The organism is Citrobacter sp. Cf116, assembly GCF_030336505.1.
Taxonomy (GTDB): Bacteria; Pseudomonadota; Gammaproteobacteria; order Enterobacterales; family Enterobacteriaceae; genus Citrobacter; species Citrobacter freundii.
On the sequence record NZ_JAOWEQ010000037.1, the window covers coordinates 1,054,447 to 1,067,098 of the forward strand.

10 protein-coding genes are annotated in these 12,652 nt (G+C 52.4%); 3 read left to right on the forward strand and 7 right to left on the reverse strand.

The genetic code is table 11. The features are described from left to right. Positions 1 to 2 precede the first annotated feature (2 nt). Together fruK and fruB are read right to left on the reverse strand one after the other, a co-directional pair. A complete protein-coding gene (gene fruK / locus OGV74_RS14460) occupies positions 3 to 941 on the reverse strand; it encodes a 1-phosphofructokinase (protein WP_003027446.1) in 939 nt (312 codons plus the stop codon). Next, positions 941 to 2,071, reverse strand: coding sequence for a fused PTS fructose transporter subunit IIA/HPr protein (gene fruB, locus OGV74_RS14465; RefSeq protein WP_044711441.1), 1,131 nt, complete (start codon positions 2,069 to 2,071; stop codon positions 941 to 943). The genes fruK and fruB overlap by 1 nt, the downstream gene beginning before the upstream one ends. Before the next feature lie 368 nt (positions 2,072 to 2,439). Between fruB and setB the strand changes: the two genes are divergently transcribed. Continuing rightward, complete coding sequence (setB, locus tag OGV74_RS14470; protein WP_003027450.1) at positions 2,440 to 3,621, forward strand: sugar efflux transporter SetB; 1,182 nt, start codon at positions 2,440 to 2,442, stop codon at positions 3,619 to 3,621. Here setB and OGV74_RS14475 read toward each other — a convergent pair. Beyond that, on the reverse strand, positions 3,618 to 3,872 hold the full coding sequence (locus OGV74_RS14475) for a YkgJ family cysteine cluster protein (protein ID WP_003027451.1): 255 nt from the start codon (positions 3,870 to 3,872) through the stop codon (positions 3,618 to 3,620). The genes setB and OGV74_RS14475 overlap by 4 nt on opposite strands. Positions 3,873 to 4,029: 157 nt before the next feature. Here OGV74_RS14475 and yeiP point away from each other — a divergent pair, with 157 nt between their 5' ends. Then, positions 4,030 to 4,602, forward strand: coding sequence for an elongation factor P-like protein YeiP (yeiP, locus tag OGV74_RS14480; RefSeq protein ID WP_003027452.1), 573 nt, complete (start codon positions 4,030 to 4,032; stop codon positions 4,600 to 4,602). A gap of 715 nt (positions 4,603 to 5,317) precedes the next feature. On the opposite strand, the gene torD is transcribed toward yeiP, so the two are convergent. From torD to torC, 3 genes are read right to left on the reverse strand one after another with little or no spacing between them, the layout of a single operon-like run. Further along, a complete protein-coding gene (torD, locus tag OGV74_RS14485) occupies positions 5,318 to 5,950 on the reverse strand; it encodes a molecular chaperone TorD (protein ID WP_003027453.1) in 633 nt (210 codons plus the stop codon). Beyond that, entirely contained in the window at positions 5,940 to 8,438 is a 2,499-nt protein-coding gene (gene torA, locus OGV74_RS14490) for a trimethylamine-N-oxide reductase TorA (protein ID WP_086504347.1), read from the reverse strand. Before torA ends, torD begins: the two co-directional genes overlap by 11 nt. 9 nt (positions 8,439 to 8,447) lie before the next feature. Then, positions 8,448 to 9,581: a pentaheme c-type cytochrome TorC gene (gene torC / locus OGV74_RS14495; protein ID WP_086504348.1), complete on the reverse strand. Its 1,134-nt coding sequence runs from the start codon at positions 9,579 to 9,581 to the stop codon at positions 8,448 to 8,450. Positions 9,582 to 9,745: 164 nt separating this feature from the next. Here torC and pdxR point away from each other — a divergent pair, with 164 nt between their 5' ends. Then, positions 9,746 to 11,218: a MocR-like pyridoxine biosynthesis transcription factor PdxR gene (gene pdxR / locus OGV74_RS14500; RefSeq protein ID WP_086504349.1), complete on the forward strand. Its 1,473-nt coding sequence runs from the start codon at positions 9,746 to 9,748 to the stop codon at positions 11,216 to 11,218. A gap of 45 nt (positions 11,219 to 11,263) precedes the next feature. On the opposite strand, the gene uxuA is transcribed toward pdxR, so the two are convergent. Further along, positions 11,264 to 12,454, reverse strand: coding sequence for a mannonate dehydratase (gene uxuA, locus OGV74_RS14505; RefSeq protein ID WP_003845159.1), 1,191 nt, complete (start codon positions 12,452 to 12,454; stop codon positions 11,264 to 11,266). Between the last annotated feature and the right edge of the window lie 198 nt (positions 12,455 to 12,652).

Below are 12,652 nucleotides of genomic sequence, written 5' to 3' on the forward strand. Positions count from 1 at the left end.
TGTCAGTTAAACGGTTTTAAGTCGACACGCGCCATCATTGCGGCCAACTGAGGACGATCGGTAATGCCTACATTACTTTGGCTTACTGCCAGGGCGGCAACAGCCGTCGCCAGACGCAGGGTATGTTCACTGGACTCACGCATCAGCAGGCCGTAAATCAGACCGCCAACCATTGAATCACCCGCGCCGACGGTGCTGACCACCTCAACTGACGGCGGTTTAGCAATCCATTCACCTGAAGCGTTAACCCACAGCGCACCTTCCGCGCCGAGTGAAATCACCACGTGAGCAATACCCTGCTCGCGCAGCGCATGCGCCGCATCAATCACATCTTTCATTTCCGGCAGTTTGCGGCCTGCCCAGATTTCCAGCTCACGACGGTTTGGTTTCACCAGCCACGGTGCCGCTTTCAGACCCGCCACCAACGCTTCACGACTACTATCAAAGATAATGCAAGGACACTGACTGCGCAGGCGCGTCATCCAGTCGGTGAAGGCTTCCGGGCTCACGCCGGTCGGCAAACTGCCGCTGACGCACACCATGTCGAACTGGCCCAGCCAGCTCAGCGAGTCATTCACAAAGCGTTCCCAGTCAGCCGGGGTGACTTCAAAGCCGGAGAAATTAAAGTCAGATACTTCACCGTCTTTTTCGGTCAGTTTGACGTTGATACGGGTACGCCCTTGTACAACCTGAAAACGGTTGGCAATACCCAGCTCGCTGAACAACTGCTGAAAACCATCCTGGTTGTCTTTACCCAAGAAGCCGCCCACAGTGACATCGATACCTAAATCCTTCAAAACCTTAGCGACGTTAATTCCTTTCCCTGCCGCGTGCAGACCGGTAGTTTTAACCAGGTTCACTTCACCGCGTTCAATTTCCGGGCAAAAACCCACCAGGTCGTAAGCCGGGTTAAGGGTTATAGTCGCAACACGTCTGCTCATTACGCGCCCTCCCCCAGACCTGCCGCGATGGCTTCGCCAATCGCCTTCAGCGCCTGTTCAGCATCTTCACCCTGGGCGGTAAAGCGCAGGTGATGTCCTTTTTTCACACCTAATGCCACAACTTTCATCAGACTGCGTCCATTCGCCGGTTTGCCGGTTCCATCAAGATTTGTCACGGTAATTTCACTGTTAAATTGTTTAATCGTATTCACCAGCATGGTGCCCGGGCGGGCATGTAAACCATGCTCATTGCGCACAATAAATTCGGCGCTCAGTACATCATCAGTTAAGGCGTCATCGCTGGTCAGCAGCGCCAGCACCGTTGCCGCATCGGCTTTCAACAAACGGTCAGCTTTATTATTCAGCAGCAGATCGCCAAGGCGCTTCAGCACGGCAACCGGTTGATCGTCATTCATGGCGACGGTCACCAGCAGGGCTGCCGCTTCACCTTCTACATCGAATGTTGTTGCTGCACGGCTGACCGCAACAGCGCTACGCACGTTGCCTTCAGCACAGTCATTCAGCCAGATCCCCTGGCCGAGATTCATCGGCTGCTCATTGATTGCTCTGGCCACAAAGGTGGCGTCAACCGCACCGACTTCTTTCAGTCGTGCCGCGTTGAGTGCCTGCAGCGTCACCAGCGAGTTGGCCACGACATCCAGCGACAGCGTTTCGTTATCAAGCTTCAGCTGTTCGCTTTGCTTTTCGCCCATCAGCAGCGCACGCAGTTCTTCCGCCGTGGTCGCAGATTTCAGCTGTTCAGCGACGGAGTCATCGCTCAGCACGTGTGTCAGCTGACGCAGTAAACCGAGATGTTCATCAGAGCTTGCGGCGATGCCGATTGCCACATAAGCAACCTGCCCTTCGCCCCAGGTCACGCCCTGCGGAAACTGAAAAACCTGCACACCGGTTTTCAGCACCTGATCACGCGTGTCCGTCGTACCGTGCGGAATCGCAATACCGTTGCCGAGGAACGTGGACGTCTGTTGTTCGCGCGCCAGCATGCCATCGACGTAGCCTTCCGCGACGTTACCCGCCTGCACTAAGGCAGCGGCAACCTGGCGAATAGCCTCTTCTTTATTCCCGGCCTGTTCGCCCGGGTGAATATCCTGAACAGATAACTGGAACATGGTTCTCCTCTCCCGCTGATTTGAAACGATTCAGCTAACATGAGAAAAAAGGCGTCACCTGACTCCATCAGTTATGGCGAGATGACGCTGAAACGTTTCAAGAAGTCTTGCTCTTTTTTCTTCAGCACACAAGTAAAGTTGACAAATTACTTGCTGAATTTAGAGATAACGCACATTTTCTCTGCGAGGGAGAAAAAACTGCTGACGGAAAAACGGCGTCAGCTTGTCAGATTCAGCAACGTCAGCAAACAGCATTCTTTGACTGAAATGCTATTTTGATTTTTGATGCCGATTTTGATTTGGCTCCCTGTTTATTTTCTGACAAGCGGCGTAAACTCCGCGTCTCTTCACATCATTGATATCAAAACATGCATAACACCCCCGTAGCCGCCACACCCAAGGCGTTTGATTTAACGTCTTCGGCGTTCCTGCTTGTCGCATTTCTGACGGGTATCGCCGGTGCGTTGCAGACGCCAACGCTTAGCCTTTTTCTGACGGATGAAGTCCATGCCCGTCCCGGCATGGTCGGGTTCTTTTTTACCGGCAGCGCCGTGATCGGCATTTTGGTGAGTCAGTTTCTGGCCGGGCGCTCGGATAAAAAAGGCGATCGCAAAAACCTGATTGTGTTTTGCTGCGTGCTGGGGATGCTGGCCTGCGTGCTGTTCGCCTGGAACCGTAACTATTTTATTCTGCTGTTTATCGGGGTATTCCTCAGCAGCTTTGGATCGACTGCCAACCCGCAAATGTTCGCTCTCGCCCGTGAACACGCCGACCGCACAGGTCGGGAAGCCGTCATGTTCAGCTCAATATTACGTGCGCAGGTTTCGCTGGCCTGGGTAATTGGCCCACCGCTGGCCTACGCGCTGGCCATGGGGTTCAGCTTTACGGTGATGTATCTCAGCGCAGCGGTGGCGTTTGTTGTCTGCGGCGTAATGGTCTGGTTATTTTTACCTTCGATGAGTAAAAACGTGCCGCTCGCAACAGGCGCAGTTGAGGCCCCACGCCGCAATCGACGCGACACGCTGCTGCTGTTTGTTATCTGCACATTAATGTGGGGCACTAATAGTCTCTATATCATTAATATGCCGCTGTTTATCATCAACGAACTGCATCTGCCGGAAAAACTGGCTGGCATCATGATGGGTACCGCAGCCGGACTGGAAATCCCGACCATGTTGATTGCTGGCTATTTTGCAAAGCGTCTGGGCAAACGTCTGTTGATGAGAATTGCTGTCGTCGCCGGATTCTTCTTTTATGCCGGTATGCTGCTGGCTCACTCTCCGGCGATATTACTTGGCTTACAGCTGCTGAACGCGATTTACATCGGCATCCTCGGCGGGATTGGCATGCTCTATTTCCAGGATCTGATGCCAGGACAGGCAGGCTCAGCAACGACCCTGTATACGAATACCATTCGCGTGGGCTGGATTATTGCCGGATCGCTGGCGGGGATTGCCGCTGAAATCTGGAACTATCACGCGGTGTTCTGGTTTGCGCTGGTGATGATCGTCGCCACCGTTGTGTGCCTGGCGCGCATCAAGGACGCTTAAGGCGCGGTCAGCGCTTCAAGCTCGATGAGATAAACCATGGCCTGGTGCGTCGTCTGTCCGCACATTTCCGCACTGGGCTGTAAACCGCCGCACACTTTTGGTCGTAGCGGCGAAGCAAAAATTTTGCAACGCAGGGATTCATCCAGCTGAACGCATGGCGTATTAGCAGGTTTGCCATCAGGCATGCCAGGGATGGGACTGGAGATTGAAGGCGCGGTGCAGCATGCACCACAATCCGGACGGCATTCCATACAGTACTCTCTTTATCGTAAACCATCGGATTGTGCGGGAAGCGCACAGTACCACCTTTTTGGCACCAGCAAAAGCATGAATTCCGCTTGCCTGAATGCCCCGGCGCGAGTAGTTTTACGCGATATTTTAGACACTCCTCACTACAGGATTTTTTCGATGCCAAGAGCGAACGAAATTAAAAAAGGTATGGTACTAAACTACAACGGCAAGCTGCTGATTGTAAAAGATATCGATATTCAATCACCGTCTGCACGTGGTGCAGCTACGCTGTACAAAATGCGTTTTTCTGATGTGCGTACCGGTCTGAAAGTTGAAGAGCGCTTCAAAGGCGACGATATCGTGGATACCGTCACCCTGAGCCGCCGCGGGGTTGATTTCTCCTACGTCGATGGCAACGAATACATCTTTATGGATAAAGAAGACTATACCCCGTATACCTTCACCAAAGACCAGATTGAAGAAGAGCTGCTGTTCATGCCGGAAGGCGGTATGCCGGATATGCAGGTACTGACCTGGGACGGCCAACTGCTGGCGCTTGAACTGCCGCAGACCGTAGACCTGGAAATCGTTGAAACCTCACCGGGTATTAAAGGTGCTTCAGCGAGTGCGCGCAACAAGCCAGCAACCCTGAGCACCGGTCTGGTGATCCAGGTTCCTGAGTATTTGAGTGCGGGTGAAAAAATCCGTATTCATATCGAAGAGCGTCGCTATATGGGCCGTGCAGATTAATCTCCTGTCGTTACAGGTGAACCAAAGATAATGGCATGTTATCTCTGGCAAAATGTTCCGTTCACTTTAGTGGTATCACTTCTCTGAAACCATACTGCCTGTGAACGGGTTAAGGGTACTATCGCCGTACCCTTAACAATCCCGGCTCCCGGCGGGAAAATTGCCACTTCGTGGTTCCCTCCGCTTATTCCTCCAGGCTACCGGGCCGGGCGCGAGGTAGCGTCCCTGCAAAACGCGCCCTGAACCCGCATCCATGCGGGTTCTCCCGGCCTTACGGAAACACGTCGGCAATTTTCAGCCGGACCAGCCCACACCTGACCACCTGCGTTTTTTGTTTAAACAGCAAAACAGATTTAACTGGAAGCCAGAGCGTTAAAGCGATGACCCCGGTCCGGCTGAAAATCGATGAGGCGTTGACGGCTGACCGGGGCTGCCCGCAGGGATGCGGGCAGAGGGGACGGCCTGCAAGGATGCAGGCTCGGCACCGACCCGACAGGCAGACGGCATAAGACGAATAACTCGCGCAGCGACGATTTTCCCGCCGGGAGCCTGGGATGCAAGGGAGGCGGCGGTGAGCCTCCCTTGCACGTTCACGGGTAACGGCGTTTCAGAGAAATGACTCCACTGAGGTGAACGGAACCCTATGCCGCAATCAAATATTCTCCATAATGCTTTACTGACTGGCATTACAGCGCAGGCTGTCCCTTTGTCATTTTTAGCGCTGACTGCTGAAATAAAAATCATCCATCAGCAGCGACTCCAGATACTGTTCATCCTCTTGCATAAAACGCACTATCAGATTAACCGCCTGAGGATAAAACCCCTCGTTATCCCGCACCAGACAAGCGTCGCGAAATAACGGTGCCCAGCACAGAATATGATGATGCAAAAAGTAATACTGCGCGGAGAATTTCTCCTCTTTAGCAACCATCCTCGCCATTAATGCCAACTGTACGGCAATATGATCGGAGGGTTCATTCTCCCGAGCCGCCAGCCCTTGCTCAACCAGCAGCACATTCATTTGCAGACGTTCTTCTGCCGCCGTCGTGTGTGGATAGTGCCCCGCATAGGGAGAAACACTAGCCGGCGGGGCCAGCAGAAACAACGAGGCAAAATCTGCGGCCAGCTCCAGCTGTCGGGAGTCGCGCCGCAGAACCCGGCCCAGGGTACGCTCAAAACGTTTAACATTGGCAGATAATCCGGGGATCGCCTCGAGTGAGGCAATCCATGCCTGGCTATTGCCATTTTCCAGACTGGCGAGCTGTTTTTCATCCAGCTCACGAAATAACAGTTGCGAAAACCACTGGTACACAGCCGCCCGCTGCTGATGAATTTGATTATGCTGCACTGGTCCCCTCCTCTTTCACAATCTGCGGACCACCGAAAGCCGTCACCTGCGGGGCTTTCTGCTGATAACGCTCGACCTCCACCAGCACGGTATGTGCTGAAGGCCCCTGGGCCAGCTGTGAAGTACCGATATCCGCACTCAGCACGTTCGGGTCGCCATAGGTGCATAATGTCCCGGCTTTCCCCCCTTCCTGCGGGGAGTACCACGCGCCTTCATGAATACGGACCACGCCAGGGGTAAAATCCGGACTGATTACCACGCCAGCCAGTACCTGACCACGAGCGTTAAAAACGCGGGCGATATCACCGGCTTTTAAGCCACGAGTGGTGGCATCCTGTTCGCTGATATAAAGCGGCTCTCTTCCGGCAACTGCATAGGTGTTGCGAAACGCCTCGCTTGAGCACAACTGGGAATGTAGACGTTTATCCGGATGGCAGGATTGCAAATGCAGCGGGTATTTATCTTTTTTGCCGCTATGGGTACGCTCAAAGGGTTCCATCCACACCGGATGCCCCGGACAATCCTCATAGGCAAAGCCCGCGATGGTTTTGCTGTAGATTTCAATAAGACCTGACGGCGTTCCCAGCGGATTCAGGTCTGGCTGCTCACGAAACTCACCGTGACGTACCCACGGCTGACCCGGCGGATATTCAATATATCCGTCACCCTGCCAGAACGTTGTAAAGTCCGGTAAGGTAACACCGAGCGACGCCCCCATCTTCACACCTTCGTCATAAAGCGCCTGTATCCACTGCATTTCATTCCGGTTTTCACGGTACACCGCTTCCTTATCAAATCGCTTACACAGCCCGGCAAAGATGTCAAAATCATGCCGCGCTTCGTATTGCGGTTTAACAATCTGATGCAGCGCCATCAGCCCTTTATTCGAATGCGTGCCAAACTGCTCAATATCGTTACGTTCAAAACGGGTAGTCACAGGCAGAACGATATCGGCAAAACGGCACGACGCGGTCCATTGGTGATCTAACACCACCACGGTTTCCAGCTTCTTCCATGCCTCAATCATACGGTTCCTGTCCTGCTGGGCGTGGAATGGATTGGCCGCACTGTAGATCGCCATTTTGATGTCAGGATACGTTAACGTCTCACCGTTGAAGGCAATCTTGTTGCCTGCCGCAAGCAGGCAGTCAACGATACGCGAAGTGGGGATATGCTCCGATGCGCCGCGAAAATCCGCTTTGTACTTCGCCTGCGGGGGATTAGTAATACTCCCCAGCCCGGAGAGCACTGGCCCGGTCGATGTTACCGTTCCACCGCCGTTATAGTGCCAGCCAAATCCGACCCCGCCGCCGGGCAAACCAATTTGACCGACCATACTGGCCAGTACCACCAGCATCCACGGATACTGCTCACCGTGGTGCATGCGTTGTACGCACCAACCGGCCATAAACTGTGTCCGGCCTTTCACCAACAGGCGGGCGAAGTCTCGGATCTGCTCTGCTGTCAGCCCGCAGATTTCTGCCGCCCATTCGGCATTTTTCGGCTGTTTATCACTCTCGCCCAGCAGGTACGGTAAAAACTGTTCAAAGCCGACGGTGTAATCGGTAATAAACGCCGTGTCGTACAGTTTTTCTTCGTACAGGGTATGCGCCAGTGCCAGCATTAACGCGACATCGGTTTGTGGCCGCAACGCCAATTGCTCGCAGCCAAGATAGTTTTGAGATTTGCTACGCACTGGATCAACGCTGATAACGCGCATCTTATTCTGCGCTACCGCCTCTTTAATCTGCTGCCAGTAGCCAAACGCATCGTGATCGGGAACCAAAAACTCGATCTGCAAGTTCTTGATCGGATCGCAACCCCACAACACGATGGTATTGCTGTTTTGAATCACCAGCGGGAGTGACGTCTGCTGCTCATAAACTTCCAGTGAACCAATCACATGCGGTAAAATGACCTGGGCCGCCGCCGCAGAATAGTCGCCGACAGTTGTCACATAGCTACCATGCAGGCCAAGTCCCCGGTCCATCGCCCCGCCCGCTTTATGGTATTTGCCTACCATTTGCCAGTCAGCAAGCCCGGTAAATACGCCTGATGAACCATAGTTTTTTTGCACCCGCTCCAGCTCTTCGTAAAACAAATCCAGCGCCTGATCCCAACTGACCCGTACAAAACGGTTATCTCCGCGCTGGCTGCGATCCGACTTCTCACGTTTAAGCAGCCAGTCCAGACGCACCATCGGGTAGCGCACCCGCGACGGGTTGTAGACCACTTCACGCACCGCGTTCAGCATATCGCAGGGATATTTGTCATGTTTGAACGGACGGGTTTCGGTCCACTCACCGTTGACCACTTTGGCTTCAAAAGCGCCATAGTGCGAACCTGATTGAATCCACTGTTCGGGATTTTCCCCCGCCGCCCACACTTTTGATATCAGCGGATTAGGCGCCAGTGCGCTGGCAGCACCCACCGCCAACATACCGCTGAGAAAACGGCGGCGGGACGGATTAAAGTCATGAATATCCATACATTATCCTTACTTTTTGTTGGTGTCAGACACATCGCTGGCGTGGGTCTGGAGGTATTTCAACAACGTACGTTCCTCCACCGGATTAAGCCGGTAATAGGTCGACATGGCTTTCAATCCAGCGATCCAGCCATTAGCGGTATATCGGGTCGTAGGAGGAGTGCTATGACAGGCGCTACAGGTGGATTGCAGCATTTGATCTGAGTACTCCCAGATTGGCGCAAGTGTGCTGATAAAGTTCTGATCGGTGGTCCAGGCGGTGACGCTCACCTGCTGCCATTCCTGATGTGAATCAGGATCGACCTTGGTTTGTAGCACTTTTACGTTCGCCATCAGGGGCTCATCGAGCACGGCGGAGAAAACGCGTTTCCCCATATACTGGGTGATCACCCGTCCACGCCCTTTGCTTTCACGCCAGCCCGTAATTTCGAGCTGGACGTTACTGCCTTCTTTTTTCAGCACCTTGGCCTCGGTGGCGGGAAATAACAGCGCCTTCCCTGCCGGACTTTCTGCCGTTGCCGCCAATGATTTTTCGCTTAATGAGAACAGTGTGGACGCATCCGTTGGCGTATCTCCCTGACGCTGTAGCTGCTTAAAGCGATCGCGAAAACCGCTGCTCATATCGGGTTTGTGATGGGCTATTCCTTTGTGACAATCGATACAGTTACTGTCTTTTGCTGCCGCCGCGGTCATTTGCGCCGCCGCATTTGCCGATTGCTTGCCATGATCCATTGCCTCATAGCTATGGCAGGATTTACACGCCGCTGAATTATTCGCGCTCATGCGCGCCCACTCCCGTTGGGCCAGCTCCGAGCGTTTGGCAGCAAACTTTTCCGGAGTGTCGATAGAAGGAGAAATAAAGGTGTGATAGAGATCGTTTAAGGCTTCAGTTTTACGAATAAGCGTTGGCACAACGCCCGGTGGAATATGACAATCCTTACACTCAGCCCGCACGCCAGACGCGTTGCGAAAATGCACGCTGGTTTTATATTCCTCCCCAGCCGTGCGCATCGAGTGACACGATAAGCAAAATTCGGTGGTACTGGTGTAATGAACGCCTTGCCACGTTCCCCAAATAGCCAAGGCCATTACTACCGCCCCGACGAATACGCACCACAATGCGTTCTTTCTTATCCACGACATGCTTGCCTCCATTTTTTAATAGCGACACGCTAAGGGATAATAAAAATCAAAAATAGAGACAGCGAAAGCAGATTATAGGAACAGCAGCCACTCTATGAGGTGAGTCAAATAGTAAAGATCAGAAATTCGTAATATAGTGACCATCTGTAAATAAGGAATTTCTTATGCTAACACTGACGCTCAATAGACAAAGCCGTACTCCGCTGCAACTGCAGATATTTCAATTTTATTTCCAGGCAATTCAGCAGGGTGATTTGCTTTGTGGAGACAAACTCCCCTCTATTCGCGAGCAGGCTCAGGTATTGCACGTTGCTAAAATAACGGTAGTGATGGCCTATGATAAGCTGATGGCGGCTGGGTTAATCAAGAGCCGACACGGCATTGGCTATGAAGTGATATTCACCACGCCTGTACGTATAACCCCAACTCATGTGCCCGTAACCCAAGGCTCCCCACCGGTAAAACCTAAAGCTGCCGGGGTCTCTACCGATGTTTACGCCAAGCCTGGACGAGAGTGCTACTGCCAAATGGGCGTCCCCGACCCCAACGCTTTTCCCTGGTCAAGCTGGCGGAAATGGAATAATGCTCCAAGCATACTTAAAGAACAATTATTTACCCGGTATCATTCACCAAATGGATTATTTTCACTACGTGAGCAACTGGTCAGATACCTTAATTTATCCCGCGGAATTAATACCCGAGCAGAGAACATCATCATTACCAACGGGATTCAGGAAGGATTATCACTGCTCAGCCAAATATTTATTATTCATCATGCTGTCAGTCAGCAAAAAAAGTGCCATATTGTGACCGAATCCCCTTGTTATTCTGGCGCATGGCATCTTTTTAATTATTACGGTGCAGACATTACGTCAATTACCGTAGATAACCACGGGCTGCAAACAGATAATTTACCCGAATATGAAACCCAGCTTTGTTATGTTACTCCAGCTCATCAGTATCCGATGGGAAGTGTGCTTTCGCTGGAGCGCCGTCAGTCATTATTAACGTGGGCGCAACGCGTCGGCGCTTACATCATTGAAGACGATTACGATGCCGTTTTTACCTATGGGGACAATCCCCTTCCCGCGCTGAAAGCCATGGATTATCACAACCGGGTTATCTATATGGGGACATTTTCTAAAACGCTGGGGCCAGGCGCACGGCTTGGCTATCTTATTTGCCCTGATGAACTGCTTCCGGCGGTACAGAATATGAAAGCGCTCAATAACAACGGCAGTCAGTGGTTGTTGCAGCAATTTTTAGCCGAACTGATGCAAAATCAGGTTTTTTATACGCATATCAGCAAGCTGGCCTGCAGCTATGCGACGCGCCTCACTCTGTTACGCGATGGCCTGTCCACTCTGTTTCCCGAAGGGAAAATCGCTGGCGCAACGGCAGGTCTGCACCTCTCGTTACGCATTGCCAGACATACCGAATTCATCGCCAGGTTGCAACAAAGCTGCCTGTTGGCTGGGATCCGTTTCGACACTCTGCCGGATATAGAAAATGGATCAGAAGCCGCATGGCGCAAAGAAAACAGCGATGCTGTTATGTTTTTTGGATTTGGTGGATTGCAGATACAGCAGATCAATAAAGTGCTGACAATGCTGGAGCAGGCGCTCGCGCAGCCTTGATGAATAACAGGGATTGCACCTGTAGCGCAATCCCTGTTATTAGACTTACAGCAGGTCGCGGAACTGCGTTTGTTTCAGCGCCAGCTCAACGCCGCGGACTTCTGCCAGTCCTTTCAGGCGACCAATCGCCGAGTAGCCCGGATTGGTTTTTTTGTGCAGATCGTCAAGCATCTGGTGTCCATGATCCGGACGCATCGGGATAGGACGCAGGTCGCCCGCCTTTTTACGCCGCTGCTCTTCGCTCAAAATGGCAGCCACCACCGATACCATATCCACATCACCCTGCAGGTGCGCACCTTCGTGGAACGTTTTCGGGTTATCTTCACGACAGGTCGAGCGCAGGTGCGTGAAGTGGATACGATCGCCAAAGGTTTCGATCATTTTCACCAGATCGTTATCAGCGCGCACGCCGTAAGAGCCGGTACACATGGTGAAACCATTATTAATACTGTCGACGGTTTCTTTCAGCCACTGCATATCTTCGATAGTCGAAACGATACGCGGCAGACCGAGGATCGGGCGCGGCGGATCGTCAGGATGCACGGCCAGACGCACGCCGACTTCTTCTGCCACTGGCACAATCGCCCGCAGGAATACCGCCATATTTTCGCGCAGATCGTCTTTACTGATGCCGTCATATTCAGCAAGGCGCGCACGAAACTGATCCAGCGTATAGCCCTCTTCTGCACCAGGCAGGCCAGCAATGATATTGCGTGTCAGCTTTTCAATTTCTGCATCGCTCATGGCATTGAAGTAGTCCAGCGCCTGGCGTTGTTCTTCGTCGGTATAATCCGCTTCAGCTCCCGGGCGTTGCAGAATGTGCAGCTCGAAAGCTGCAAAGGCAATCTGGTCAAAACGCAGCGCTTTGGAACCATCCGGCAGCTGATATTCGAGGTCGGTACGCGTCCAGTCGAGGATCGGCATGAAGTTATAGCACACGGTATCGATGCCGCAGGTCGCAAGATTACGGATACTCTGCTGATAGTTGGCAATCCACGTTTGATATTGACCTGAACGCGTTTTGATATCTTCGTGGACAGGGATACTTTCCACCACCGACCAGGTCAGCCCTTTTTCAGCCAGAATGGCCTGACGCTGTTGAATTTCTTCTACCGGCCACACTTCACCGTTAGGAATATGGTGCAAGGCGGTTACAACACCCGTTGCGCCAGCCTGACGCACATCATCAAGCGATACCGGATCGTTAGGTCCGTACCAACGCCAGGTTTGTTCCATTGTTTTACCCCACAAGTTGTTATACCAAATTAAATCACCTTAATGACGACTACCATACAGGCATCCGTTAGATGATCAACACATTGCCGATGATTGGTTGATCAAGCTCACATTCCCCGGATAAATGAGGCACACCAATTCAATTTGCTGTCATATAACTTTATACTGCCATTGTTAATTAATGGTTAATCAGGTGTA

What these genes read in the sequence shown, in the direction of transcription:
- fruK (WP_003027446.1), bottom strand. Translation starts at nt 941, where the DNA reads ATGAGCAGACGTGTTGCGACTATAACCCTTAACCCGGCTTACGACCTG.
- fruB (WP_044711441.1), bottom strand. Translation starts at nt 2,071, where the DNA reads ATGTTCCAGTTATCTGTTCAGGATATTCACCCGGGCGAACAGGCCGGG.
- setB (WP_003027450.1), top strand. Translation starts at nt 2,440, where the DNA reads ATGCATAACACCCCCGTAGCCGCCACACCCAAGGCGTTTGATTTAACG.
- OGV74_RS14475 (WP_003027451.1), bottom strand. Translation starts at nt 3,872, where the DNA reads ATGGAATGCCGTCCGGATTGTGGTGCATGCTGCACCGCGCCTTCAATC.
- yeiP (WP_003027452.1), top strand. Translation starts at nt 4,030, where the DNA reads ATGCCAAGAGCGAACGAAATTAAAAAAGGTATGGTACTAAACTACAAC.
- torA (WP_086504347.1), bottom strand. Translation starts at nt 8,438, where the DNA reads ATGGATATTCATGACTTTAATCCGTCCCGCCGCCGTTTTCTCAGCGGT.
- torC (WP_086504348.1), bottom strand. Translation starts at nt 9,581, where the DNA reads ATGTCGTGGATAAGAAAGAACGCATTGTGGTGCGTATTCGTCGGGGCG.
- pdxR (WP_086504349.1), top strand. Translation starts at nt 9,746, where the DNA reads ATGCTAACACTGACGCTCAATAGACAAAGCCGTACTCCGCTGCAACTG.
- uxuA (WP_003845159.1), bottom strand. Translation starts at nt 12,454, where the DNA reads ATGGAACAAACCTGGCGTTGGTACGGACCTAACGATCCGGTATCGCTT.